At 67.7% G+C, this 24,384-nt stretch carries 22 protein-coding genes and 1 pseudogene; 16 read left to right on the top strand and 7 right to left on the bottom strand.

Annotation, left to right across the window (positions count from 1 at the left end; all coding sequences use genetic code 11):
- Positions 1-86 precede the first annotated feature (86 nt).
- Positions 87-1,655, bottom strand: coding sequence for a DHA2 family efflux MFS transporter permease subunit (locus G539_RS0114455; protein WP_156911983.1), 1,569 nt, complete (start codon positions 1,653-1,655; stop codon positions 87-89).
- A gap of 167 nt (positions 1,656-1,822) precedes the next feature.
- A complete protein-coding gene (locus G539_RS0114450; protein ID WP_029075831.1) occupies positions 1,823-3,067 on the bottom strand; it encodes an HlyD family secretion protein in 1,245 nt (414 codons plus the stop codon).
- Positions 3,068-3,367: 300 nt separating this feature from the next.
- Between G539_RS0114450 and G539_RS27755 the strand changes: the two are divergent.
- Positions 3,368-3,553, top strand: a pseudogene (locus G539_RS27755) (TetR/AcrR family transcriptional regulator); the annotation flags it as partial.
- A 21-nt stretch (positions 3,554-3,574) separates the two neighbouring features.
- Positions 3,575-3,988: a TetR/AcrR family transcriptional regulator C-terminal domain-containing protein gene (locus G539_RS24880; protein ID WP_425402369.1), complete on the top strand. Its 414-nt coding sequence runs from the start codon at positions 3,575-3,577 to the stop codon at positions 3,986-3,988.
- 42 nt (positions 3,989-4,030) lie between these two features.
- Here G539_RS24880 and G539_RS0114440 read toward each other — a convergent pair whose 3' ends face one another.
- Positions 4,031-4,558, bottom strand: a complete 528-nt coding sequence (locus G539_RS0114440; protein ID WP_051231760.1) for a L,D-transpeptidase — start codon at positions 4,556-4,558, stop codon at positions 4,031-4,033.
- 337 nt (positions 4,559-4,895) lie between these two features.
- Here G539_RS0114440 and G539_RS0114435 point away from each other — a divergent pair, with 337 nt between their 5' ends.
- From G539_RS0114435 to G539_RS27100, 6 genes are all read left to right on the top strand, one after another.
- A complete protein-coding gene (locus G539_RS0114435) occupies positions 4,896-6,647 on the top strand; it encodes an ABC transporter ATP-binding protein/permease (protein ID WP_029075829.1) in 1,752 nt (583 codons plus the stop codon).
- Between the two features lie 148 nt (positions 6,648-6,795).
- Positions 6,796-7,260 carry a DoxX family protein gene (locus G539_RS0114430; RefSeq protein ID WP_029075828.1) on the top strand — a complete coding sequence of 155 codons (465 nt, stop codon included), beginning with the start codon at positions 6,796-6,798 and terminating at the stop codon, positions 7,258-7,260.
- A 182-nt stretch (positions 7,261-7,442) separates the two neighbouring features.
- Entirely contained in the window at positions 7,443-8,933 is a 1,491-nt protein-coding gene (hisS, locus tag G539_RS0114425; RefSeq protein ID WP_029075827.1) for a histidine--tRNA ligase, read from the top strand.
- A gap of 5 nt (positions 8,934-8,938) precedes the next feature.
- Positions 8,939-10,051 carry an ATP phosphoribosyltransferase regulatory subunit gene (locus tag G539_RS0114420; RefSeq protein WP_029075826.1) on the top strand — a complete coding sequence of 371 codons (1,113 nt, stop codon included), beginning with the start codon at positions 8,939-8,941 and terminating at the stop codon, positions 10,049-10,051.
- Positions 10,048-11,028: an ATP phosphoribosyltransferase gene (hisG, locus tag G539_RS0114415; RefSeq protein WP_029075825.1), complete on the top strand. Its 981-nt coding sequence runs from the start codon at positions 10,048-10,050 to the stop codon at positions 11,026-11,028. The genes G539_RS0114420 and hisG overlap by 4 nt, the downstream gene beginning before the upstream one ends.
- A gap of 149 nt (positions 11,029-11,177) precedes the next feature.
- Complete coding sequence (locus tag G539_RS27100; RefSeq protein WP_156911982.1) at positions 11,178-11,336, top strand: hypothetical protein; 159 nt, start codon at positions 11,178-11,180, stop codon at positions 11,334-11,336.
- On the opposite strand, the gene G539_RS0114405 is transcribed toward G539_RS27100, so the two are convergent.
- Positions 11,330-11,983, bottom strand: a complete 654-nt coding sequence (locus G539_RS0114405; protein WP_029075824.1) for a DNA-3-methyladenine glycosylase I — start codon at positions 11,981-11,983, stop codon at positions 11,330-11,332. The genes G539_RS27100 and G539_RS0114405 overlap by 7 nt on opposite strands.
- A gap of 196 nt (positions 11,984-12,179) precedes the next feature.
- Between G539_RS0114405 and G539_RS0114400 the strand changes: the two genes are divergently transcribed.
- Complete coding sequence (locus tag G539_RS0114400; RefSeq protein ID WP_035831402.1) at positions 12,180-12,893, top strand: L,D-transpeptidase; 714 nt, start codon at positions 12,180-12,182, stop codon at positions 12,891-12,893.
- Positions 12,894-12,945: 52 nt separating this feature from the next.
- Here G539_RS0114400 and G539_RS0114395 read toward each other — a convergent pair whose 3' ends face one another.
- From G539_RS0114395 to G539_RS0114385, 3 genes are all read right to left on the bottom strand, one after another.
- Complete coding sequence (locus G539_RS0114395) at positions 12,946-13,524, bottom strand: hypothetical protein (protein WP_029075822.1); 579 nt, start codon at positions 13,522-13,524, stop codon at positions 12,946-12,948.
- A gap of 130 nt (positions 13,525-13,654) precedes the next feature.
- Positions 13,655-14,692, bottom strand: coding sequence for a bifunctional riboflavin kinase/FAD synthetase (locus G539_RS0114390; protein WP_029075821.1), 1,038 nt, complete (start codon positions 14,690-14,692; stop codon positions 13,655-13,657).
- A gap of 121 nt (positions 14,693-14,813) precedes the next feature.
- Positions 14,814-15,686 (bottom strand): TIGR01459 family HAD-type hydrolase, encoded by an 873-nt coding sequence (locus G539_RS0114385; RefSeq protein WP_029075820.1) that lies wholly within the window; start codon positions 15,684-15,686, stop codon positions 14,814-14,816.
- Between the two features lie 448 nt (positions 15,687-16,134).
- On the opposite strand from G539_RS0114385, the gene G539_RS0114375 reads away from it, so the two are divergent.
- From G539_RS0114375 to G539_RS0114340, 7 genes are all read left to right on the top strand, one after another.
- Entirely contained in the window at positions 16,135-17,916 is a 1,782-nt protein-coding gene (locus G539_RS0114375) for a hypothetical protein (protein WP_029075818.1), read from the top strand.
- A complete protein-coding gene (locus G539_RS0114370; RefSeq protein WP_029075817.1) occupies positions 17,913-19,679 on the top strand; it encodes a hypothetical protein in 1,767 nt (588 codons plus the stop codon). Before G539_RS0114375 ends, G539_RS0114370 begins: the two co-directional genes overlap by 4 nt.
- Before the next feature lie 115 nt (positions 19,680-19,794).
- On the top strand, positions 19,795-21,222 hold the full coding sequence (locus tag G539_RS0114365; RefSeq protein WP_029075816.1) for a sigma 54-interacting transcriptional regulator: 1,428 nt from the start codon (positions 19,795-19,797) through the stop codon (positions 21,220-21,222).
- 157 nt (positions 21,223-21,379) lie between these two features.
- Positions 21,380-21,928 carry a hypothetical protein gene (locus G539_RS24875; RefSeq protein WP_051231400.1) on the top strand — a complete coding sequence of 183 codons (549 nt, stop codon included), beginning with the start codon at positions 21,380-21,382 and terminating at the stop codon, positions 21,926-21,928.
- Positions 21,929-22,026: 98 nt separating this feature from the next.
- On the top strand, positions 22,027-22,644 hold the full coding sequence (locus G539_RS0114350; RefSeq protein WP_029075815.1) for a CDP-alcohol phosphatidyltransferase family protein: 618 nt from the start codon (positions 22,027-22,029) through the stop codon (positions 22,642-22,644).
- Positions 22,641-23,615 (top strand): phosphatidate cytidylyltransferase, encoded by a 975-nt coding sequence (locus tag G539_RS0114345; RefSeq protein ID WP_084639999.1) that lies wholly within the window; start codon positions 22,641-22,643, stop codon positions 23,613-23,615. The genes G539_RS0114350 and G539_RS0114345 overlap by 4 nt, the downstream gene beginning before the upstream one ends.
- 9 nt (positions 23,616-23,624) lie before the next feature.
- The gene (locus G539_RS0114340; protein WP_029075813.1) at positions 23,625-24,266 is read left to right on the top strand and encodes a lysophospholipid acyltransferase family protein; all 642 of its coding nucleotides are present in this window, start codon (positions 23,625-23,627) and stop codon (positions 24,264-24,266) included.
- The last annotated feature ends 118 nt before the right edge of the window (positions 24,267-24,384 follow it).

Genomic DNA, 24,384 nt, shown 5'->3' with positions numbered 1-24,384 from the left:
GGCGTCGGCCGGATGAATCGATGGAAGGAAGCCTAGTCCTCTCGCCCGGCGATCTCAATCTGCGTCGGGCGCGTCGGGCCGGCGGTTCAGTGGCCGCCGCCTCCACCGGCGGGGGCTGCCTGGGGCTTCTGGGCGAGCGGCACGAGCAGGACGATCAGGCCGAACAGCACCGCCAGCACCAGGAAGACATCCGAGAAGGCCATCACGAGCGCCTCGCGCTTCACCATCTGGGTCAGCGTCTTGAGCGCCGCCAGGTTGGCGTCGGAGCCGAGCGTGGCGAAGCCCTTGGTCATCATGTCGAGCCGTTCCGTCGCCGCCTCGCGCCCCCACTGCACCTGCTCATGCAGGCGGGTGATGTGCAGGTCCCAGCGCTTGTTCAGGATCGTCGTGATGACGGCGAGCCCGACCGCGCCGCCGAGATTGCGGGTCAGGTTGAACAGGCCCGAGGCGTTCTTCATCCGCTCGGGCGGCAGCGTGCCGAGCGCCAGCATCGACACCGGCATCATCGACGTCATCAGCGCGACGCCGCGCATGGCCTGCGGGATGAACAGCTCGTTGAAGGCCCAGTCCTTGGTGATCGGCACCAGCTCGAGACAGGAAATCGCGAACAGCGTCAGGCCGAACCCCATCATGATGCGCGGGTCCATCTTCTGGCCGAGCCGGCCGACGATCGGCGCGGTCATCATCATGAACAGGCCGGTGACGAACATCGTCTCGCCGATCTGCAGCGAGTCGTAGCCGCGCACCCGCGCCAGATAGACCGGGTAGAGATAGACGAGGCCATAGAGCCCGACGCCGAGCATGAACGAGAACAGCGCGCCGGTCGCGAAGTTGCGGTTCTGGAAGGCGCGGACGTCGACGATCGGCTCGCGCGCCGTCAGGGCGCGCCAGAAGAACAGGATGCCGGCCACGACCGTGACGACGGCCAGGATGGCGATCGCCTCGTCCTGGAACCAGTCGTTGGCCGAGCCTTCCTCGAGGACATATTCGAGGCTGCCGAGGAACGCCGCGAGCGTGATCAGACCGAAATAGTCGAAATGCTGCAGGAGCTTGAAGTTCGGCTTGTCCCAGTCGACGAAGGCCAGCACGCCGAGCGTCACGAAGATGCCGGGGATGACGTTGATCAGGAACAGCCAGTGCCAGGAGAACAGGTTGGTCAGGTAACCGCCGATCGTCGGGCCGACGGTCGGTGCCAGCGTCGCGATCAGGCCGACGATGGCCGAGACCATGGCGCGGCGATTGGGCGGGAAGATCGTGAAGGCAGCCGCGAAGACGGCCGGGATCATGCCGCCGCCGATGAAGCCCTGCGCGGCGCGCCAGGCGATCATCTCGCCGATCGAGCTCGACGTCGCGCAGCCGATCGAGGTGATGGTGAAGCCACCGGCGGCGATGGCGAAGAGATAGCGGGTGGAGAGGGCGCGGCCGAGGAAGCCCGACAGCGGGATCATGATGATCTCGGCGATCAGGTAGGCCGTCTGGACCCAGGAGATTTCCTGCGCGCTGGCGGACAGGCCGGCCTGGATCTCCGTCAGCGACGAGGAGACGATCTGGATGTCGAGGATCGCCATGAACATGCCGACGGCCATGGCGACGAAGCCGAGCATGCGGCGCGGCGTCATTTCGGGCAGGGCGGGCGGCGGCTGGGGAGCGGCCATCATCGTCTCCTGGGGCATGGGCCCCGAAATCACAGGCCCGGATGGCCTGGCGGCGTCACGGCCGTGCGACGACGGTCGGGTGGATCGAGAGGGGCGGGCGAACCGGTAGGGACGGTTGGCTCGTCCCCTCTCGAGGCCTCCCCGCGAAGGGGAGACGTCTGGCGGAATCAGGGGGCGGCGGCGACCACTGGGTGCTCGCCGGTGCGGCTGTCGATGTCGACGACGACCGAGAGACCCGGACGCAGATGGCCCTTGGCGGCCTCCTCGGCCGGGATGCGGATCCGGACCGGCACGCGCTGGGTGATCTTGGTGAAGTTGCCCGTGGCGTTGTCCGGCGGCAGCAGGCTGAACACGGCGCCGGAGGCCGGCGCCACGCTCTCGACCGTGCCGAGGATCGGCTTTTCGTCGAAGGCATCGACGCTGACGCTGGCTGTCGCGCCCGGCTGGATTCGGCCGAGCTGCGTTTCCTTGAAGTTGGCGTCGACATAGACGTCCTGCAGCGGCACGACGGCGAGCAGGCGCTGGCCGGTCGCGACATACTGGCCCGGCTGGACGGCGCGGTTGCCGACGATGCCGTCGAACGGCGCGCGCACGACCATGTGCTCGAGATCGAGCTTCTTCTGGTCAAGCGTCGTCCGGTCCTGGTCGAGCGCGCGCTCGGCCTCGGTGCGCTGCGCCTCCAGCACCGCGACATTGGCCTCCGCCGTCTGCAGCCCGGCCATGGCGGCCTGGACATTGGCGGCGGTCTTGTCGCGCGTCGCCTTGGCCTGCTGCAGCGCCTGCTGGGTCGCGAACTGGTTCTTGGCGAGCGCCGTGGCGCGTTCCAGGTCGGCGGCGGCCAGTTCCGCATCCGCGTTGGCGACGGTGATCGCCGTCTGCGCCTGGGCGACGCTGGCGCGGCCGGCCTCGATCTGCCGGTCGATCCGCGCAATCGCCGCCTGCTGGGCGGCGACCAGGTTCTCCGCGGCGACGACGGCCAGCTTCTGGTCGGAATCGTCGAGATAGACGAGCGGATCGCCCGTCTTGACGGCGGTGTTGTTGGCGACGGCGACTTCCGTCACGTAGCCGGCGAGACGCGGGGCGACGGTCGAGGTGTCGGCGCCGACATAGGCGTCGTCGGTCGAGACCATGAAGCGGCCGACGGTCCACCATTCGTGACCGAAATAGCCGCCGGCCGCAATGGCCGCGACGGCGATGGTCAGGAGGAGAAACCGCCGCCGCCCACCGCGTTTGGCCGGGGGTGGGGCAGGCGCGGCCTTGGCCTCGCTCACGGCGCCGGGCGACGGGGGGCGCTCGGCGACTGGCGCGACCGCGGGCGGCGGCGGTGTGGCTTCGGCGCCCTGGCGCTGGAAGGGCTCCAGCTCCGAAACGCCGGTATCGTCGGAATTATCGATCAATGCGACCTTCGCCATGACTTGTCTCCAGTCCGCGGCGCCGGAAAAATCTTTTGACCGAACGGTTCGGTCAGAGGCGCTTGAACTAGACCCGTCGAGCGTCTAAATCAAGATCGAACTGAACGGTTCGGTCAAGAAAATGTGTGCCGTCAGCTGAGCCCCACCGCGCGATTGGATCGGGCGCCGCTTTCTTGGTAGTTCTGAACGGTAATAGTTCCGATCTGATTCAGGGCCTGTAGAACGGCCGGCAGATCGCAGCTTCAGGGGAGTAGAACCGTGTCACTCGCAGATGCACCGCGCGCTGTCGACGAAAGCGGGGCGGGGCAGGATCCACGCAAACGCGAGCAGATCATGCGTGGCGCCAGTCAGGTCTTTCTGGAGAAAGGCTTCGACGCTGCCAGCATGAACGATATCGCGCGCGCGGCCGGCGTCTCGAAGGGCACCCTCTATGTCTATTTCGCCAATAAGGAGCGCCTTTTCGTCGAGCTGATCTCCTCGGAGAAGCGCCAGGAACTGTTCCGCGTCGTGAAGCTCGATTTCGAGGATCACGACGTCGAGGCGGTTCTGAAGAAGTTCGGCCGCGAAGTGTGCGAACTCCTGACCCGGCCCTACTACGTGAAGGCGATGCGGTCGGTCTTCTCGATCATCAATCGCATGCCGGAGATCGGTGTCGAGTTCTATTCGAACGGGCCTGCGCTCTGCACGGAGCTGCTGCGGGAATATCTCGACGCGCAGACGAAGGCCGGCGTCCTCGATATTGACGACTGCCCGCTGGCGGCACAGCAATTCGTGGAGCTGTCGCAGAGCGGCACGATGCGCCGCGTTCTGTTCGGGGTCAGCGAAAGCCCGGACGAGCAGGAGATCGGCCGTCGCGTCGACAGCGCGGTGCGCATCTTCCTGAAGGCCTACGCGGCCCCGGTGCCGGCGCCCGTCGGCTGACGGGCGGGATCGGGGCGGCGCGCGGCCGCCCCGGAATGCGGCCTATCGCACGACGACCTTGGTGCCGATCGGTACGCGCGAATAGAGGTCGCTGACGTCGGCGTTGACCAGACGGATGCACCCCGACGATACGTTGTGGCCGATCGTCCAGGGCTCGCTGGTGCCGTGGATGCGGAAGATCGTGTCCTTGCCGCCGCGATAGAGATACATGGCGCGGGCGCCGAGCGGGTTCTTCGGGCCGCCTTCCATATAGGCCGGCAGGATCCGGCCCTTGGCGCGCTCGCGGGCCCGCATCGAGGCCGGCGGCGTCCAGCCGGGCCACTCGGCCTTACGGCCGATCGTGACATTGCCCTTCCAGCCGAAGCCCTCGCGACCGACGCCGACGCCATAGCGCATCGCCTTGCCGTTGCCTTCGACCAGATACAGGAACTTCTCGTCCGAATGGATGATGATGGTGCCGGGCTTCTCGTTGGTGTTGTAGCGCACGCGCTGGCGCTGGTATTTCTGGGGGAGGGAGGAGCCGGGGCCGGAGGCCTGCGGGCGGAAGTTGTCGCTGCCCTGGAACAGCATCTTGAAGAAGTTCTCGGCGTGGGCGGTGCCGCCGCCGGTGAGCGAGACCGTTCCGGCGAGGAGCGTGGCTGCCAAGGCGCGTTTGAGATTCATGGATTCCCCCATAAGTCGATCGCGCGGTGCGGCGCGGACCCAGAATAAATGCACGATAGAATCGCAGTCTTCCTCCGGCAACCTCAGTGGGAATCACGGGGCCGTGATTGTGAACGCGATCACAGAGCCTGCATTGTCGATGGCGCTCATTAAGGTTCGGTAACGCGGCGGCAATCACGTCGTCAGACGGCCGTCGCGATAGTGACCCGGATAAACAGGCGACCTGCGCTGTCTGGAGAACTACATGCGCAAGCTTTCATCGGCGCTGGCGACGGTCCTCAGGATCGCGCTTCCCTATTTTCGCTCCTCCGAAATGTGGATCGCCCTCGGCCTGCTCGGCGTCGTCGTCGGCCTGCGCCTGTTCAATGTCTGGCTGGACGTCAAGTTCAACTACTGGAACAATGATTTCTATACGGCGTTGCAGAAGAAGGACTGGACGACCTTCTTCTACCAGATGTTTGTCGTATTCTCCTGGATCGCCGGGCTGACGATCATCACGACCGTCTACCAGATCTACTTCGCGCAATGGCTGCAGATCCGCTGGCGCAACTGGCTGACCCATCGCTATCTGGACGGCTGGATGTCGCATGGCACGCATTATCGCATGCGGCTCGCCGGAAACCCGGCCGACAACCCCGACCAGCGCATCGCGGAGGATACCGACCGCTTCACCGACGGCTTCCTGTCGATCGGCGTGGCGCTGCTCGGCCAGATCGTCACGCTGGTCACCTTCGTCTTCATCCTCTGGAGCCTGTCCGCTCAGGCGCCGCTGATCATTTTCGGCCAGCCCTATGCCATCCCCGGCTATCTGGTCTGGCTGGCGCTCGGCTACGCCATCCTCGGCACGGCGCTGACCCACTGGATCGGCAAGCCGCTGGTGGCGCTCAACTTCCAGCAGCAGCGATACGAGGCCGATTTCCGCTTCGCGCTGGTCCGCCTGCGCGAGAATGCCGAGGAGGTGGCGCTGCTGAAGGGCGAACCGGCCGAGCGCGCCGAGCTCGACCATCGCTTCGGCGCGGTGTTGCGGAACTTCTACCAGATCATGAGCCGGACGAAGCGGCTGACCTTCCTGACCGCCGGCTACAACCAGCTCGCGGTGATCTTTCCCTTCATCCTGATCAGCCCGCTCTATTTCGCCGGCACGATCGAGCTGGGCGGACTGACGCAGGTCGCCTCGGCCTTCGGCACGGTGCAGGCGGCCTTGTCCTTCTTCGTCACCGCCTATTCGACCCTGGCCGCCTGGAAGGCGGTGGTCGATCGTCTCGACGGCTTCGAGAACGCGATCGCGCATGCCGAGGATCTGGAGCGGACGGGACCGGCGCTCGAGGAGGATGGAAGGGAGACGGCGCTCGTGATCCGGGATCTGGCGGTTCGGCTCCCGGACGGGCGGGAGATCGTCCAGGTGCCGGAGCTTCGGGTCGAGCCGCGGCAGCGTGTGCTGGTCGCCGGGCCGTCCGGCTCCGGCAAGACGAGCCTGTTCCGGGCGCTTGGCGGGGTCTGGCCGTTCGGAGATGGCGCGATCCACATCCCGCAGGGCGCCAATCTGCTGATCCTGCCGCAGGATGCCTATATGCCGCTCGGCGGCATCCGCGCCGCGCTCGCCTACCCCGAGCCTGCCGAGACGCTCCCGACCGAGCGGGCGGCCGACGTACTCGCCGCGGTCGGGCTGTCCCGCCTCATTCAGCATCTGGATGAGGACGCCCATTGGGGCAACCGCCTGTCCGGCGGCGAGCGGCAGCGCGTGGCGATCGCCCGCGCCATCCTGGCGCAACCCGACTGGCTGCTGCTGGACGAGGCGACGAGCGCGCTCGACGAGAAGGCCGAGGCGGCGGCCTATGACCTGATCCGGAATCGGCTGCCCGGCACCACGATCATCTCGATCGGCCACCGCACGAGCCTGACGGCGCTGCACGACCGCTTCCTCGAACTGGTCGAGAATCGGGGTGGCAGTCATGTCCTGGTCGAGCGGGCGGAACCGGCCTTGGCGCCGGTCTGAAAAATCGTTCTGCGATCCGGACGATCGTTGGAATTGTCTCTCCTCGCTGAACGGTGTGTCGTTCACTGGCAATATTTCGAGACATGATCGGCTGCTGTAGGTTCCTCGTCAGATAGTCTCAAAGCCCGTCGGGCGATTGGAGAATGGCATGACCGATACGACTTCCGAGAAGTTGATTGTGCCCGCCTTTGGCGGGGTTTACGCGGCCACCCCGGTTTTCGAGGCGCTGCTGCGCTTCGTCGTCGGCTTCTGGCTGGTTCCGCATGGCGCGCAGAAGCTGTTCGGCCTGTTCGGCGGCGGCGGCATTTCCGGCACCGCCGGTTTCTTCAGCCAGATCGGCCTCGAGCCGGCCGTGCTGATGGCGACGCTTGCCGGTGCCGGCGAGTTCTTTGGCGGCCTGCTGCTCGCGATCGGCTTCCTGACCCGTCCGGCGGCGCTGGTATCGGCCGTCATCCTGGCGGTTGCGACGCTGACCGTGCATCTCGGCAACGGCTTCTTCATGTCGAATGGCGGTTTCGAGTTCGCCTCGCTCTGGTTCTTCGCGGCCCTCTACTTCGTCTTCAAGGGCGGCAACGAGTATTCGGTCGACGCCAAGCTCGGCCGCGCCTTCTGAGCCGACCGCTCATCATGATGTGGAAAAGGCCGCCTCCGGGCGGCCTTTTGCTATGGAGCGTCATTGGCGCGCGAGGTTGCCCGTTCAAGGTCGATGCGGTACGAAACCGCCGCTGGACACGGTACGTTTTGTGCCGGTTGAAGCGGTACGACTGGTATCGCGTGAGAGACGGGATCGACGACATGGCCGAGAAAGACAAGACGAACGCCTTGAAGGCGCGCCTGCCGCGTGGGCTCGTCGATCGCCATGCCGGCGCGATCAAGACGACAGACCGCATGCTCGCCACGATTCGTGGCGTCTACGAACTCTACGGCTTCGAGCCGGTCGAGACGCCGCTCATCGAGTATACGGACACGCTTGGCAAGTTCCTGCCCGACCAGGACCGCCCGAACGAGGGCGTGTTCTCGTTCCAGGACGATGACGAGCAGTGGCTGAGCCTGCGCTATGACCTGACGGCGCCGCTCGCTCGTTACGTCGCCGAGAATTTCGACAAGCTGCCGAAGCCCTATCGCAGCTACCGCAATGGCTGGGTGTTCCGCAACGAGAAGCCGGGCCCGGGCCGCTTCCGCCAGTTCATGCAGTTTGACGCGGATACGGTGGGCGCGGCGTCGCCGGCAGCCGATGCCGAGATGTGCATGATGATGGCCGACACGATCGAGGCCCTGGGCATTGCGCGCGGCGACTATGTCATCCGCGTCAATAACCGCAAGGTGCTCGACGGCGTCATGGAGGCGATCGGCCTCGCCGGCGACGAGAACGCCGGCAAGCGGCTCACCGTGCTGCGCGCCATCGACAAGCTCGACAAGTTCGGCCCCGAAGGCGTCAAGCTGCTGCTCGGCGAGGGCCGCAAGGACGAGAGCGGCGACTTCACCAAGGGCGCGGGCCTGGACGCGGCCGGCGTCGAGACCGTGCTGCAGTATGTCGCCGCGCAGTCGAGTGTCGGCAACGAGGCAACGGTCGCCAGCATTCGCGAGCACATCGAACTCGGCCCGTCCGGCATCGACGGCCTGAACGAACTCGACCAGATCGCCGGGATCACCACGGCGGCCGGCTATGCCGATCGCATCAAGATCGATCCCTCCGTCGTGCGCGGCCTCGAATACTACACCGGTCCCGTCTTCGAGGCCGAGCTGCTGTTCGAGACCGTCAACGAAAAGGGCGAGCCGGCCCGCTTCGGCTCCGTCGGCGGCGGCGGTCGCTATGACGGCCTGGTCGGCCGCTTCCGCAGCGAGCCGGTTCCCGCCACCGGCTTCTCCATCGGCGTTTCGCGCCTGATGGCGGCGCTGACGGCGCTCGGCAAGATCTCGGACGAAGACGAGATCGGTCCTGTCGTCGTCACGATCTTCGATCGCGACCGGGTCGGCGAGTACCAGAAGATGGTCAAGGACCTGCGCGACGCCGGCATCCGCGCCGAGCTCTATCTCGGCGGCTCCGGCCCGAAGGCGCAGCTGAAATACGCCGACAAGCGCAACGCGCCCTGCGTCGTCATCCAGGGCGGTGACGAAAAGGCGAAGGGTGTCGTTCAGGTCAAGGATCTGGCGCTCGGCAAGCAGATGTCGGCCGAGATCTCCGACAACGCCACCTGGCGCGAGGCGCGGCCGGCTCAGGTCGAGGTGCCGGAGGCGGATCTGGTCGCAACGGTGCGCGAGATCCTCGCGCGGCAAGCGGGGTAAGCGACATGGTCGACACGACGCAACTGCGCGTTCTTCTCTCCGAGGCGGGCTACCGCTTCGTCGAGCCGCCGATCGTCTCGGACGCCGACGTCTTCCTCGACGTGGCGGGCGAGGACCTGCGCCGCCGCCTCTATCTGACGACCAGCGCCGACGGGCGCGAGCAGTGCCTGCGACCGGAATTCACCATTCCGGTCTGTCTGCAGCATCTCGCCATGGGCGACGCGCACCGCGCCGCCGACTATGCCTATCTCGGTCCCGTCTTCCGCCAGCGCCCAGGCGGCGCGAATGGCGAGTTCCTGCAGGCCGGCATCGAATCCCTCGGCCGTACCGATCGCATCACGGCCGACGCCGACGTGCTGGCGCTGGCGCTCGACGCGGTCCGCCTCTACGGCCTCGACGAGCCGATCGTCCGGATCGGCGATTCCATGCTGTTCGCCGCCGTGATCGAGCAACTCGGCATCGCAGCCGTCTGGAAGCGTCGCCTGGCGCGCGCCTTCGGCGACCGCGCCCGGCTCGACGCCACCATCCAGCGCCTTTCCGGCGGGGATGCCGCGGAGGCGCCCGCCCATGCCGGCTTCCTCGCCGCGCTGGACGGTACCGACCATGCCGCCGCGCATCGCGTCGTCGAGGATCTCTTGTCGATTGCCGGCATCCGCGCGGTCGGCGGCCGGTCTGCCGGCGAGATCGCCGATCGCTTCCTCGAGCAGTCGGCGCTGGCCGCCGGCGGCGGTCTCGACGCGCGGGCCCAGGCCGTGCTCGGTCGCTTCCTGTCGATCGTCGGCAAGCCGATGGCGGTGCTCGACGATCTGAAGGCGCTCGCGGTCGAGGAAAAGCTCGCCATCGACGACAGCATCGAGGGCTTCGAGAAGCGCGCCGAAGGGCTCGCGCGGCGCGGCATCGATCTGGAGCGGCTCGACTTCGCCGCCGATTTCGGCCGTCGCCTCGACTATTATTCGGGCTTTGTCTTCGAGATCTACGACAAGGCGCTGCCGGCCGGCCAGCAGGTGGTCGGTGGTGGCCGCTACGACCGGCTGATGCCGCTGCTCGGCGCCAAGTCGACGGTGCCCGCCGTCGGCTTCGCCCTCTGGCTCGATCGCGTGAAGGAAGTGACGGCATGACCGACGCCCCGCTCGTTCTCGCCGTTCCCTCCAAGGGGCGGCTGCAGGAAAACGCCAACGCCTTCTTCGCCCGCGCCGGCCTGCCCGTCGTGCAGGAGGGCAGTGCCCGCAGCTATCGCGGCCGCATCGGCGGCTTGCCCGACGTTGAGGTCGCCTTCCTGTCGGCGTCCGAGATCACCCGCGAGCTGGCCGCCGGCTCCGTCCATCTCGGCATCACCGGCCGCGATCTGGTCGAGGAAGAGGTTTCCGATTTCGCGGAACGGCTCGACCTCGTCCTGCCGCTCGGCTTCGGTCACGCCGATGTCGTGGTCGCGGTCCCCGAGGCTTGGATCGATGTTCGCTGCATGGCCGATCTCGATGACGTGGCGGCGGACTTCCGCGCCCGGCATGGTCGTTGGCTCACCGTCGCGACGAAATATGTCAACCTGACCCGCCGCTTCTTCACCCAGCACGGCATTGCCGATTATCGCATCGTCGAGAGCCTCGGCGCGACCGAGGGCGCGCCGGCCTCCGGCGCTGCCGACCTGATCGTCGATATAACCTCGACCGGTTCGACGTTGGCCGCCAATGCGCTGAAGATCGTCGGCGACGGCGTCATCCTGCAGTCCGAGGCGCATCTGGTCGCCAGCCTTTCGGCGAACTGGAGCGGCGCCGCGCGCGGCGCGTTGCGCACGATCCTCGACCGGATCGAGGCCGAGGCGGCCGGGCGCTCGCTGCGCGAGATCCGCGCCGATGTCGCCGATGTCGACGGCGCGGCCAAGGTCGCCGCCGACCGCTTCGGCGCGACGACGCCGTTCGGTCTGTCGGCCGGCCATCTGCTGCTGCATTGCCCGGCCGGCAAGGTCTATGCCTGTGCCGAATGGCTTCGCACCGGAGCCGGCGCGCGCACGGTCGCGGTCAGCCGTCTCGATACCGTGTTCGCGGCGACCAGCCCGCTGGCCGAGCATCTGCTGGGTCGCATCGACGGCCGGTCCTGAGCCCCTCGCGCCGCTTCAGGCCTGAGCGTGGCGGCGCCAGCCAGCGCCCGCCATGCGCGCTTCGCATTGCTGCATTGCGATATATGATTTTGCAATGCAGCGAAATCGGCTTACCTTGACGTCATGTCCCAACAGCGGGAGTGACGTCGATGTTCAAGTCCCTGAAGAAGCTGCGTCGCAGCTGGTCTGATTTCGTGAACTTCGATCCCGAAGCCGAGCGCCTGGCCCAGGCCGGCGATCTCATCGATCTCGAGATGATCCAGCGCGACCTCGATCGCCGCGGTCGTCGCTCCTACGGCGGCTACTGAGACAGTAGGACCGCTGTTCGGCCCGGTGGCGTCAGCTCTTGGCGCAGCCGCAGGGCCTCCGTTCGGCAATGACACCCGTCGAGGTGATCGTTGACCAGCCCCATCGCCTGCATGAAGGCGTAGACCGTCGTCGGCCCGACGAAGCTCCAGCCCCGACGCTTCAGGTCCTTCGATAGCCGCACCGACGTCGGCGAGGTGGCCGGCATGTCGCCCTTGACGAAGCGGGCAGGGCGCTCGCTCTCCGGTGGCTCGAAGCTCCAGATATAGGCGGCCAGCGATCCCTCCGTCTCGATCAGCTCGAGCGCGCGCTTGGCGTTGTTGATCGTCGACGCGATCTTGCCGCGATGGCGGACGATGCCGCTGTCGCCGAGCAGCCGCTCCACATCCGTGTCGTCGAAGCGCGCGATCGCGGCGGGATCGAAGCCGGCGAAGGCGCGGCGGAAGTTTTCCCGCTTGTTCAGGATGGTCAGCCAGGACAGGCCCGACTGGAATCCCTCCAGGCAGAGCTTCTCGAATAGGCGCTTGTCGTCCGTGACGGGGCGGCCCCACTCCTGGTCGTGATAGGCTTGATATTGCACCGTGCCGCTCGACCACCAGCAGCGGGGCAGGCCGTCCTCGGCCGCAAAGAGGCCGTCGGGAAGGGGCATGATCGGCACCTCTATCGGTTCACTTTTTGTTCTTCATCGTTCTAGCGTTCTTCGCCATCGCGCGGCAAGCGCGTACCCGCATGTCCCTAAGCTTTTGTTCACCATGGCCGTCGACATTGCCCGGCGGTTTACGTTTGCTTGGCCGATGCGGCGCAGGCTGGCATGCGCCTTTCGGGCCGCCAATGCGGGAAGTTCCATGCCAAGCCTGTTGCGATCGATCGTTCTGTCCGTCCTCGCCCTGACCGGCATTGCGATATCCGGCGGGACGGTGGCCGCCCGGGCGGATGACCGCTACGCGCCGCGCGCGCCCGTCCTGGTCGAGGAGCCCGACTATCGGGAGATGCCGCGCTATCGGCAACGCGGCGGCGAAAAGCGGGTGCAGCGCATGCGTCCGGCCGTGGAGTCGGCGCACCTGACGGCGCGACCAGCGACGCCCAAGTCGCGCAAGCCGGCCCGTCGCGAGTTCGATCCGGCCTTCCTGCCGACCGTCGTTTCCTATGACAGCTCCGAGGCTCCGGGCACGATCGTGATCGATACGGCGTCGCGCTATCTCTATCTGGTCGAGCCGGATGGCAGCGCCCGCCGCTACGGCGTCGGCGTCGGCAAGGCGGGGTTCGACTGGGTCGGCACGCACAAGGTGACGCGCAAGGCGGAGTGGCCGAGCTGGGTGCCGCCGGCGGAGATGCGCAAGCGCCGGCCCGGCCTGCCGGTGCGCATGGAGGGCGGCCCCGACAATCCGCTCGGCGCGCGGGCTCTTTATCTCGGCTCGACGCTCTATCGCATCCATGGCTCGAACGAGCCCTGGACGATCGGCAAGGCCGTCTCGTCGGGCTGCTTCCGGATGCGCAACGAGGATGTCGTCGATCTCTACGAGCGGGTCGACGTCGGCGCCCGCGTCGTCGTGCGCTAGGGCCAAATACAAAACGGGCGCCCGAGGCGCCCGTTGATGGGATGGTCCGCTTCTAGAACGGCCAGAGCTTGCTGACGTCGAACTTCTTCTTCGTTTTCGGCGGCTCGACTACCGGCGCGTTCGGATCGCCCTCGCGATAGGTGACCGGCGGCTCGGTCAGGTATTTGCGGGTCGGGTTGCCGTTGGCGTCGAAGGAGCCGCCGCGGCTGCTGCGCATGTTCTGCCAGGCCTTCTTGCCCTCGGCGCGACGCGCCTCGTCATATTCTTCCTGGCGACGGCTGAACGAGGTCTGGCCCGGCGCCAGCTTGAGGTTGGGGGCGCCTTCGCTGTTCGGCGCGACGGCGTCGTTCTCGCGCTTCTTGCGCTTGGCGACGTCGGGATCGTTGGGCCAGTTCATCGTGCCGCCGGCGGCCGAGGCGGTCTCGACCGGGGGCGGCAGGCTCTTGTTCGGCGGGACGACAATGCCGCCGCGCGGCTTGTAGTCGATCGGCGGACGATCGTCGGAGCCGAGGCTGGCGATGCTCATCACGTCCGTCAGCGTCTGCTTTTCCGGCGACACGCCGGTGCCGTAGGTGGTCTCCGAACAGCCTGCGAGGGCCGTCGCCAGCAGGGCGCCAACAGGCAGAAGCATGAAACGCTGAACAGTCGATGCAGGCATGTCGATCGGTCACTCCTGGGGCGCGCTCGAATCGGCACACCTTAGTCTGTCTTGGTAAAGGCAGAAAAGCAGGCAAAATTCCGGCACGGTCTTTCGCGTCCTTCTAGCGGATGCCCGGCGGGGGAGCAACCGGAGCGGTGGGCGCGATCAGCGCGAGGCGCTGGTCGAGCGACGTGCCGGGCCCGGCCTCGGCCAGGATCCGGCGCGCGACTTCGGAATCGCGATCCATCTGCGCGATCAGCGCGTCGATCGTGTCGAAGCGCTCCTCGCCGCGCAGGAAGCGATGGAAGGTGATGGCGACGGTCTCGTCATAGAGCGTCTCGTCGAAATCGAACACATGCACTTCCAGCAGCACCGCGCCATTGTCGAAGGTGGGGCGGCGGCCGTAGGAAGCGACGCCGTCCCGCGTGGTGCCGTCGGCGCGCGTCAGCGTCACCGCATAGATGCCGAGCGCCAGGCCGCAATCGGCGGGCAGGCGGACATTCGCGGTCGGGTAGCCGAGTTCGCGCCCGCGCTTGTCGCCATGCTGGACGACGCCCATGACGAACCAGCGATAGCCGAGCTCGGCATTCGCGGCCTCGATCTCGCCTTCATGCAGGTGTCGCCGTACGCGGCTCGACGAAAAGGCGCTGCCCTGATCGTCGATCACGGCGCCGAGCACCGACAGCGCGAAGCCCCGCAGGGTTCCTTCATGAGCCAGGAAGGCGGGGGAGCCGAGCCGGTCGTGGCCGAACTGGAAGTCATGGCCGATGATCGCCGCGGCGATGCCGAGCTGGCCGATCAGAATGCGCTCGACGAATTCGGCCGCCGACGTCTGCGAAAAGTCATGGTCGAAGGGCGCGACGACGATACCGTCGAGCCCGAACGCGGCCGCAAGGCGCGCCTTGGCCTCGACGCTCGTCAACCGGAACGTCGGTTCGTCCGGCCGGAAGAAGCTGCGCGGGTGGGGTTCGAACGTCAGAAGCAGTGCCGGAGCCTGGCGCGCGCTAGCCTCGCTGCGCGCGGCCTCCAGCAGCGCCTGATGGCCGCGATGCACGCCGTCGAAATTGCCGATCGCCACCGCGCCGCCGCGGAACTCCGCCGGGATGGCGTCGAGTGGCAGGATGCGCGCGGGGGGCAGATGCGCGGTGGCGCTGGTCATGATGGCTCCCGTTCAGCCGGCCCGTGTGGTCGCGGCGGCTGCGGCCGGAAACTGACGGTTCGCCTCGACATGGTCAAGACGTGTTTCGGGAGCTGGGCGGCGGCGCCGCACCCCGGCCGGTCTACCAGGCGAGGTGCGGGATATAGGCCCGGACCCCGAGCTCGTTCTCGACGAGGAAGCGATGCACCGCGTCCTTTTCGGGGCTTTCCTCCGGGCCGAAGCTGGCCGAATGGATGCCGCCGGTGACGAACAGGACGTCGATCGCCTCCTGGCAGGCGCCGCGCAGGTCCGTCGGCGCCCCGTCGCCGATTGCGAGCACCTTTTCGCGCGATACGGCGCCGCCGTTGAGTTCGGCCACCTTCCGCAGCGCCGCTTCGTAGATCGGCGGGTTGGGCTTGCCGGCGACGGCGCTCGTGCCGCCGAGCGCGGTGTAGCGCTGCGCCAGCGACCCCGCGCACCAGACGAAGCGGTCGCCGCGCTCCACGACGATGTCGGGGTTGGCGCAGATCATCGGCAGGTCGCGCTTGCGCCAGGCCTCGAACCGGCCGGCGTAGTCGTCCGGCGTCTCGACGCTGTCGTCGAACAGACCCGTGCAGGAAATCAGCTCGGCCTCGTCCTCGCCCACGAGCTGCAGCGGCAACCCGTCATAGAGCGACTTCTCGCGCTCGTTGCCGACATGGAAGGTCTTGGCCGCGCCGCGCGCCTCGAGCAGGCCGCGCGTGACGTCGCCGGAGGTGACGATGCCGTCATAGCAGTCGCGCCCGACGCCGAGACCCGTCATCTGATCGATGATATGCTGGTGGGTGCGCGGCGCGTTGGTGATCAGCACCACGATGCCGCCCTGGGCGCGGTAGCGCCGCAACGCCTCACAGGCGGGCGCGAAGGCGCGGACGCCATTGTGGATGACACCCCAGACGTCGCTGAGAACGACGGGATACTGGGCGGCGAGGTCCGACAGTCCGGCGACTGGGAGAGGCGAGGTCGTGTTGGTCATGCGACCGGGCGTATTGCTTCCGCCCGCGAGGGTCAAGCTCGGCCCGCCGCGCGTGCCGTGGTGCCGCTGCGTCAAACTGCGCCATGGCTTTCGGCGGTCCGGGTATCGACATGAGGGCACTTCCGGTTGGCGTAACGGAAGGAGCGGTTGAAAACGCAGTGCCGCTCCGATTTGCCGGTGCGGGGCCGCCGTGGGCCGTGATACCCAAGCTTATGATTTTGTTGATGTCTCGGTTGATTCCTTCGTTCTTGCAATGCTCGGTTGAGGTGCTTGGGCGCCTTGCAGCTTCCACGGCATCGAACGGGATTTGCCGACAGGAAGCGGGAAACGTCCTCCGGACGGAGAAGGCAGTCATGGACGAGGATGCGGCCGGCCGGAAAGCGTGGAGGCGAGAGAACCTGCCTCATGCCATCGCCTGGCCGCTGGCCGCGCTCGACGGGGATTTGCGTTGAGCGACCCGTCTGCGACCGTCGTGCCGCGTTCCCTTGCTGATTCGGAGATCCCGCCCGCCGACGTTCGCGCCGCGCTGAGCAAGGTTCTCGCGAGCCCGGAGTTCGTGGCATCGCCGCAATTGAGCGCGTTCCTGACCTATGTGGTCCAGACCCATCTCGCCGGCGACGACCATCTTCTCAAGGGGCAGAATATCGGATCGGCCGTCCTGGGGCGCCCGGTCGGGTTCGACTCCCAGCGGGACCCGATCGTGCGGGTCGAAGCCAATCGCCTGCGTCGGACGCTGGGCGCCTACTATGCCGGCAATGGCGCCGAGGACGCGATCCGTCTGGTGATGGGACGCGGGTCCTATGTGCCCCGTTTCGAGCGCGCCGCCGCTCCCGCTTCCGACGCCGGGGCCGGCGCGCCGGCGGATGCGGCCACGCCTGCTGGCCGCGCGCCGTCGGCGGGCCGCGGCGCGCCTTGGCGCGGCCGGTTCGCGCTCGTCATCCTGGCGTTGGCGCTCGTATCGATCGCGATCGCCTGGATCGGCACGTCGACCCGCTTGGGCGGCCCGGACGAGCCGTCGCCGCCCGTCGCGGCGGCCGGAGACGCGCCGGTCGCTTCCAGGATGGCGGACGCGCCCAATCTGCCGAGCATCGAGGTCATGCCCTTTGCCATCCATGCGCCGGGCGACGTGGCGGAGCGAGGCCGCGAGCTCGTTGCGACGCTGACCGTGGCGCTGGCCCGCTTTCCGGAGTTGCGCGTCCTCTCGCGGGGAGCCGAGCCGGCCGATTTCCGGCTCGACGGCGAGATCACCCAGGCCGGCGCGAGGATCAATGTCGCGATGCGTCTCTCCGCGACGGACACCGCGGAGGTGATCTGGAGCGCCGACGTCGTCCTGACGCCCGAGGACCACGCGGCGGGGGGCGGCGTTGATCGCCTGGTGGCCATTGCGACGACGGCGGTCGCTCCCCAGTTCGGCGCCATCGCGCAGCATCTGGCGCGCGACGAGGCCGCGCACGGGCTGCTTGCCGATTATGACTGCATGATCGGCGCGCAACTGCAGCATTATCGCTTCAATGACGGCCAATGGCGGCGTCTCGATGCCTGCCTGCGGGCGATGATCGAGCGCTATCCGACCTTCGCGAACGCGGTGGCATCGCGCGCGCTTCTCTTCATCGAGGCATTCCGGCTTGATCCGGACCACAAGGCTGCGCTCGCCGCGTTGGCGGAGGCGGATGGATTGGCCCGCCGGGCCTTGCAGCTGGAGCCGGCCAATGTCCGCGCCATGACAGCGACCGCGGCGGTGGCGCTCGGCAAGGGCGACCTGGAAGTCGCGCGCAACATGGGCCTGCGCGCCATCAGCGCCAATCCGCTCGATCCCCTGGCACGCTCGCAATATGTGCTGGCCCTGCTGGTCTCCGGCTATTTCGACCAGGCTCTGGCCCAGTCGGCGATCGCGCGGCGGATCGATCCAGCCCACGCCTCGATCTATGACGCGCTGGAATATCTCGCGCATTTCGGCCTTGGAACCGAGCCCAATCCGATGCGCGGCGCGGTGGCGGCCAATGTGCCGCTCCAGCCGTTCGGCCTGATCGCCCGGATCCTCGCCGAGGATCTGCTCGGCCAGACCGAGGCGCGGGATGAGGCCTGGCGCCGGCTCTACCAGGCGATGCCGCTCTTCGCCGAGGACTTGGCGGCGGCCCTGCGGCAGCAATTCCCGGCTTCGCCCTTCTCCCAGCGAATGGAGACGGCGCTGCGGGCTGCGGGCGTCGGCGGCCAGACGGTGAAGCGATGAGCCGCGAGATCGTGACCCCGGCCGTGGCGCTGCCTTTGCAGCCGACGGAGGAAGAGATCCGGACGGCGCTGGCGTCGATCCAGGCGTCCCAGGCCTTCTCGTCGTCGCGCCAGCTCAGCCTGTTCCTCGCCTACATCGTCGAGAAGACGCTCGCCGGAGAGGGCGACCGCATCAAGGCCTACAGCATCGCCACCGAGGCGTTGGGAAGGCCGGAATCCTTCGACCCGTCGGTCGACCCGATCGTGCGGGTGGAGGCGGGAAGGCTGCGCCGGGCGCTCGAAACCTATTATCAGGGGGAAGGGGGCGACGCGCGCTGGAGGTTGACGATCCCGCGTGGGTCCTATGTCCCGCGCTTCGAGTACAGCGAGCTGGCCACGGAGGCGCCGTCGCCGGAGGACCAGGCGGTCGAGGACGGCGGCGGATCGGCCTCCCCAGAAGCTCCGGCGCCTGGACGAGCCGGCGGAGCCAGCCATTGGCGGACATGGGCCGTGGCGGGGCTGGCCGCGCTGGTTCTTCTGGCTGCGGCTGGCCTGTTCGCTCTGCGGCAGTCGGATGGGCGCGGGACGGCGGTTGTCCGTCCGCACAGCGCTGCCAGCGTCACGTCGACCGACCTGCCGGCGGTGAAGCCGCTGGCGCCGCGGATCTACGTCGCGCCCTTCGCGGTTGCCAATGAACTCGCGATCGGCGTCTCGGGAAGCCAACTCGCCGCGAAGATGGCGACCGCGCTCGCCCGCTTCGACGAGCTGACGGTCGTGACCCGACTGGACGGCGATGCCGATTACGTGGTGAGCGGCACGCTGTCCGCGACGCCCGCGGAGATCAGCGCCGCTATCTTGCTGACGGATCGCCAGACCGGCCGGGTGGTATGGTCGTCCAAGCAGGCCGTGCCGCGCAATCCGATCCAGCCTTCGCTCGCCATCGACGAACTGGTCGGGGATGTCGCCGTGGCGATCGCCCAGCCCTATGGCGTGGTCCTGTCGGATCGTCTCGCCAGTAGCGACAGTCCCGACGACGGCTATTCGTGCCTTATTCGCTCTTTCGATTATTGGCGGGATTTCGAGGCGGCGTCGCAGACGGAGATCCGAGACTGCCTGGAAGCCTTGACGCGGCGCTATCCTTCCTACGCGCTCGGCTACGCGATGCTGACATTCACCTATCTCGACGAGGATGGTCTCGCCTTCGGCGTGAGCCCGGACAGCCCCGCCGTCGCGAAGGCGGCCAGGGCGTCCGCCATGGCGGTGCAGCTCGCGCCGACCAGCGCCCGGGCGCAGCAGGCCCTGCAGATGAGCTACTTCGCCACCGGACAGGTGGAGCGCGCCATCGAGACCGGAAAGCGGGCGATGACGCTGAACCCGCTCGATACCGACGTGCGCGCCTTGCAGGGCATGATCCTGATCGTGACCGGGCAGTATCAGCAGGGGGCCCGGCTGATCGAGGACGCGGCCGCCCACAACGCCGCCTATCCGCCCTGGTATGATCTCTACTTGGCGCTGGCCGCCTTCCAGGTCCGCAACGACGCCGTCATGCGCACCCTGATCAAGCGGGTCAACCTCCCGGATCATCCACTGGCCGCGTTGCTCGGGCTGATTGCCGGAGGGGCGGACGGCTCGCCGCAGGCGCGCCAGGCGGCGCTTGCCGACATCCAGGCCCATGTTCCCGAGCTGGTCGCCGATCCGGCCAAGGTGCTGCGTCGGTTCCTTCCCAACCCTGCGTTGATCGAGCAGCTGGTGGCGGCGGGCCGCGCGGCCGGCCTCCAGGACTGAATAGCGCAATGATCTTGGGTGGATGCGGTGCGTTTCTGAACGCTTTGTTTACCCTGTTCTGAGATTGTCCGGATGTCGCGGCGGGTGGCCGTGACGGAAGAGGGGTCTTCCGGACATGGGTTTCGGTGGCGGCTCGCAGGAGCCCGTTCAGGTCTTGATCGTTGATGCCGATCCGGTTCAGCGGCGCACGGTATCCGCGCATCTGACGGAAAGGGCGGGCCTGCGCTTCGCGCCGCTCGCCTTTGCGACCAAGGCCGAGGCGATCGAATGCCTCGCCGGCGGCGCGCAATCGATCGTCGTCGCCGACCTCGAGACCCTGGGCGGTGTCGACGAGCTCGGCAGCCTGTCCGGCAATGTCAGCTCCGTCATCGCCATGAGCGCGCGCGGATCCGTGCATGCGGCGGTCGCCGCCATGCGCGCCGGCGCGGTTGATTTCCTGCCGAAGCCGTTCGGCCCGGCGGCCCTGGTCGATCGGCTCGAGGCCGCCATCGCGCAATGGCCCGTCGCCAAGCGTTCGGACCCGGTCGTCGAGCGCGGCGCCGCCATCGCCGAACCCGCTCCCGCGGCGAAGGGGTCGGACTTCGAGTCGTTCATCGGCCGCTCGGCCGCGATGGCCATCGTCTACGATCAGATCCGCTGCATCGCGCCGTCGCGCGCCCCGGTCTTCGTTACCGGCGAGAGCGGCACCGGCAAGGAGCTCTGCGCCGAGGCGATCCACAATCGGTCCGGCCGTGGCGGCAGGCCGTTCATCGCCATCAACTGCGGCGCCATCCCGAAGGATCTCATGGAAAGCGAGATCTTCGGCCATGTCCGCGGCGCCTTCACCGGCGCGACCGAGACGCGGCAGGGCGCGGCCGAGCTCGCCGATGGCGGTACGCTGTTCCTGGACGAGATCGGCGAGATGGACCTCGCCCTGCAGGCGAAGCTGTTGCGCTTCATCCAGAGCGGCGTCGTCCAGCGCGTTGGCGATGTCACGACGCGGCGGGTCGACGTCCGGATCGTCTGCGCGACGCATCGCGATCCCGTCGCCGAGATCGCCGCTGGCCGCTTCCGCGAGGACCTCTATTACCGGCTGCACGTACTGCCGATCCAGTTGCCGCCGCTGCGCGAGCGGCGCGAGGACATCCTGCCCCTGGCCAATGCCTTCCTGGCGCGTTATGCGGCGGAGGAAGCACGCGGCTTCGTCGGTTTCGAGCCGGCGGCCGCGGGCTTGATGATGCATTATCCCTGGCCCGGCAATGTGCGCGAGCTGCAGAACGCGGTGCGGCGGATGGTCGTCCTGCATCAGGGCCACGACGTCACGGTCGCGATGCTGCCGCCGGGTATTCGCGCCGGCGCCGGGCCGGCCGGTCTGGGCCTGCCGTCGACGCCTCGCCTCGCGTCGGGTGCCGTCGCGCCGTTCTGGGAGCAGGAGCGGGCGATCATCGAAAGCGCCATCGAGGCCCATGCCGGCAACATTGCTCGGGCCGCCGCGGCGCTCGAGATCAGTCCGTCGACGATCTATCGGAAGCGTCAGGCCTGGCTTGAGCGGCGGACCGCATAAGCCGTTGGCGGGGCGAATTAATCCTTATTCGTCGAAATGCTTGCGCATGGCGCGGCGGAACGGCATGTTCCCGCCAAACGGGGTGGCGCGGGCGTTCTGCGTCCGAGACGAGGGGATAGTCATGAAGGACGGTGCGTCCCGGATTTCCGGGATTGCGATGGCGGGTGCGTTGCTGTTCGCCGTTTCCAGCGCAGCTTGGGCCGGTGAGGCCGCCGACAAGGCCGCCGAGGCCGAGGCGCTGCTGCAGGCCGGCAAGGCCGCCGAGGCCCAGGTCGCCATCGATGGGGCGCTGGAAGCGTTCTGGAAGACCGCGCCGCTGACCCTCAAGAACGCGCGTTTCGTCGACGAGGCCAAGGGTTATGGCGACTATGTCGCCCATGCCGGCACCCGCTTCGCGCCCTCCAGCATGCTGCAGGTCTATGTCGAGCCGCAGGGCTTCGGCTGGGCCGAAGTCGATGGCGGCTACAAGATCGCCTTCGCGTCGGATGTCGAGATCCGCAATGCCGGTGGCCAGATCCTGACCAAGTCGGCGGCGCCGGCTCGGCTCGAGAAGACCAGCCGCAACAAGAATCGCGAGTTCCAAATCACGGTCGGCTTCCAGCTGCCGGCGCTGAAGCCGGGCGATTATGTGTTGCATCTGACGGTCACCGACCAGGCGACGGGGCGCTCGGCGCCGGTCGAGCTGCCGTTCAGCGTCTCCGGCTGAGCGGTCCTGTGTCCGGGGTCATAGCGTCGGCAGCCGGCCCGGCGCATTAGGCCGGGTGTCGGACAGACGTCCTCCCTCGATCCGCCGCGGGCCGCTGCATGCCTTCCGTCTATGATCTGAAGCCCCGCTTCCAGGCCCTGCTGCGCCCGCTTGTTAGCGTCCTGGTAACCAAGGGTGTCACCGCCAACCAGGTGACGACGGCCGCGATGGTCGCGAGCCTCGCGACCGGGCTGGCGCTGTGGGGGCTGGCCGGTTGCCGGCTCAGCCTGCTGCTGCTGCCGCTGGTCCTGTTCGTGCGGATGGCGCTCAACGCCATCGACGGCATGATCGCCCGCGAGCATGACCAGAAGAGCCGGCTCGGCGCGGTCCTGAACGAGGTCGGCGACGTGGTCTCCGACGCCGCGCTCTATCTGGCGCTGGTGCCGGCGCTGGCGCCGTTCGGCGCGCATGGCTGGCCGATCGCTCTCTTCGTCGTCGCGGCGATCCTGACCGAGTTCGTCGGCGTGCTCGGCCAGACGATCGGCGGCGGCAGGCGCTATGACGGCCCGATGGGCAAGTCCGACCGCGCTGCCGCGATCGGGCTGCTCGCCTTCGGGATCGCCATCGGCGTGCCGGGCGGCGCGTGGCTCGACTGGGCGATTGGCCTGCTGGCGCTGCTGGCGCTCTGGACCACGATCAACCGCGCCCGGCGCGCGCTCGCGGAGGGCGGAGCATGACCGAGCTTCTCTCCTTCACCCTGTTCGGCTGGTCGGGCGCCAATGTCGTCATCCTGGCGCTGGTGGGGCTCGGCCTCGTCGTCGCCACGGCGCTGGTCTGGTCGCGGCCCGAGCCCGCCGGCGACGACCCGAAGGCGCTTGCCAAATATCGCGAACTGCGCGCCCGCATCGGCAGCTGGTGGGTGATGGTGGCGCTGCTGGTGGGGGCGCTGGCGTTCGGCCCGATCCCGATGATCGTGCTGCTCGGCTTCGTCAGCTACCTGGCGCTCAAGGAATATCTGACGATCATCCCGACCCGGAAGGCCGACCGGGTGCTGCTGCTCATCGCCTATCTCGCCGTGCCGGTCCAGTATTACTGGGTCGGCATCGGCTGGTACGGCATGTTCGTGATCTTCGTGCCCGTCTACCTGTTCCTGATCCTGCCGGCCGCCATGGTGCTGCGCGGCGAGACGCAGGGTTTCCTGCGGGCCGTCGGAACGCTGCACTGGGGGCTGATGATCACGATCTTCTCGGTCAGCCACGCCGCCTATCTGCTGGTGCTGCCGCCGCCGGGCGCGCCGTCCGGCATGGGGCCTGGACTGCTGATCTTCCTTTTGATCGCCACCGAGTTCAACGACGTCAGCCAGTTCCTCGCCGGCCGCCGCTTCGGCAAGCGCAAGATCACGCCCAAGGTGTCGCCCAACAAGACCGTCGAAGGCTTCGTCGGCGGCCTCGTCGCGACGACGCTGCTCTCGATGGCGCTGGCGCCGCTGCTGACCCCGATCGGCGTGCCGCAGGCCGCCGCGATCGGCATCCTCCTGGCGACCGCCGGCTTCTTCGGCGACATCGTCATGTCGGCCGTGAAGCGCGATCTCGGCATCAAGGACACCGGCACGATCCTGCCCGGGCATGGCGGCATCCTCGACCGCATCGACAGCCTCGTCTTCACCGCGCCGTTCTTCTTCCACGCCGTCCGCTATTTCTATTTCTGAGAGACGGGCATGACCTCCCGCGACGTGCTTCGCCTGCTCTTCTTCGCGCTCCTGGTCCGGCCGTTCCTGCTGGTGGCGATCGGGCTCTCGGTGCGCCACCGCGAGCGCCTGCCCAAGGACGGGCCGGTGATCATCGCCGCCAATCACAACAGCCATCTCGACACCTTGGCGTTGATGGCGCTGTTTCCGCTCGCCAAGCTCCGGAAGGTGCGCGCCGTCGCCGCCGCCGACTATTTCCTGAGGAACCGCTGGCTCAAATGGCTCGCCGTCGACCTGATCGGCATCCTGCCGATCGAGCGGGGCACGGGCAGGGGCGGCGTCGACCCGCTCGCCCAGGCGGTCGCCGCCCTCGATGCCGGCGACATCCTGATCCTGTTCCCCGAGGGCTCGCGCGGCGAGCCGGAGATGCGGCAGGCGTTCAAGCGCGGCGTCGGCTATATCGCCCGCCGGCGACCGGAGATTCCCGTCCTGCCGGTCTTCCTGCGCGGCTTCGGCAAGGTGCTGCCGAAGGGCGACCATCTTCCCGTCCCATTCTTCTGCGACGTGGTGATCGGCGAGGCGATGACCGGTGCCGGCGAGGGCTTCATGCAGCGCCTCGAGCAGGCGGTCGACTCCCTCGCAGGGGAGACGCCCAGTCCCGAATGGGTCTGAGCGGCTCCTTCAGGCGGTCGAGGCCATCGTTAAGATCTCGTCCAGCAGGACGAAAAAATCCTCCGATCGTCTCCTTGCGGTCTCCTTGACAATGCGGATCCCGGCTCCTAGATCGGGC

Origin of the sequence: Kaistia adipata DSM 17808 (assembly GCF_000423225.1) — a bacterium.
GTDB classification, from domain to species: domain Bacteria; phylum Pseudomonadota; class Alphaproteobacteria; order Rhizobiales; family Kaistiaceae; genus Kaistia; species Kaistia adipata.
Note: the sequence above shows the minus strand (reverse complement) of the source record. Positions and strands in the feature narration are given on the sequence as shown.

Excerpts from the sequence above, each read along its gene's own strand:
- G539_RS0114385 (WP_029075820.1), bottom strand. The coding sequence starts at position 15,686 with ATGACCAACACGACCTCGCCTCTCCCAGTCGCCGGACTGTCGGACCTC.
- hisG (WP_029075825.1), top strand. The coding sequence starts at position 10,048 with ATGACCGACGCCCCGCTCGTTCTCGCCGTTCCCTCCAAGGGGCGGCTG.
- G539_RS0114405 (WP_029075824.1), bottom strand. The coding sequence starts at position 11,983 with ATGCCCCTTCCCGACGGCCTCTTTGCGGCCGAGGACGGCCTGCCCCGC.
- G539_RS0114340 (WP_029075813.1), top strand. The coding sequence starts at position 23,625 with ATGACCTCCCGCGACGTGCTTCGCCTGCTCTTCTTCGCGCTCCTGGTC.
- G539_RS0114450 (WP_029075831.1), bottom strand. The coding sequence starts at position 3,067 with ATGGCGAAGGTCGCATTGATCGATAATTCCGACGATACCGGCGTTTCG.
- G539_RS24875 (WP_051231400.1), top strand. The coding sequence starts at position 21,380 with ATGGCGGGTGCGTTGCTGTTCGCCGTTTCCAGCGCAGCTTGGGCCGGT.
- G539_RS0114350 (WP_029075815.1), top strand. The coding sequence starts at position 22,027 with ATGCCTTCCGTCTATGATCTGAAGCCCCGCTTCCAGGCCCTGCTGCGC.
- G539_RS0114395 (WP_029075822.1), bottom strand. The coding sequence starts at position 13,524 with ATGCTTCTGCCTGTTGGCGCCCTGCTGGCGACGGCCCTCGCAGGCTGT.
- G539_RS27100 (WP_156911982.1), top strand. The coding sequence starts at position 11,178 with ATGTTCAAGTCCCTGAAGAAGCTGCGTCGCAGCTGGTCTGATTTCGTG.
- G539_RS0114440 (WP_051231760.1), bottom strand. The coding sequence starts at position 4,558 with ATGCTGTTCCAGGGCAGCGACAACTTCCGCCCGCAGGCCTCCGGCCCC.
- G539_RS0114390 (WP_029075821.1), bottom strand. The coding sequence starts at position 14,692 with ATGACCAGCGCCACCGCGCATCTGCCCCCCGCGCGCATCCTGCCACTC.
- G539_RS0114420 (WP_029075826.1), top strand. The coding sequence starts at position 8,939 with ATGGTCGACACGACGCAACTGCGCGTTCTTCTCTCCGAGGCGGGCTAC.
- G539_RS0114430 (WP_029075828.1), top strand. The coding sequence starts at position 6,796 with ATGACCGATACGACTTCCGAGAAGTTGATTGTGCCCGCCTTTGGCGGG.
- G539_RS0114400 (WP_035831402.1), top strand. The coding sequence starts at position 12,180 with ATGCCAAGCCTGTTGCGATCGATCGTTCTGTCCGTCCTCGCCCTGACC.
- G539_RS0114345 (WP_084639999.1), top strand. The coding sequence starts at position 22,641 with ATGACCGAGCTTCTCTCCTTCACCCTGTTCGGCTGGTCGGGCGCCAAT.
- hisS (WP_029075827.1), top strand. The coding sequence starts at position 7,443 with ATGGCCGAGAAAGACAAGACGAACGCCTTGAAGGCGCGCCTGCCGCGT.
- G539_RS0114455 (WP_156911983.1), bottom strand. The coding sequence starts at position 1,655 with ATGGCCGCTCCCCAGCCGCCGCCCGCCCTGCCCGAAATGACGCCGCGC.
- G539_RS0114370 (WP_029075817.1), top strand. The coding sequence starts at position 17,913 with ATGAGCCGCGAGATCGTGACCCCGGCCGTGGCGCTGCCTTTGCAGCCG.
- G539_RS0114435 (WP_029075829.1), top strand. The coding sequence starts at position 4,896 with ATGCGCAAGCTTTCATCGGCGCTGGCGACGGTCCTCAGGATCGCGCTT.
- G539_RS0114365 (WP_029075816.1), top strand. The coding sequence starts at position 19,795 with ATGGGTTTCGGTGGCGGCTCGCAGGAGCCCGTTCAGGTCTTGATCGTT.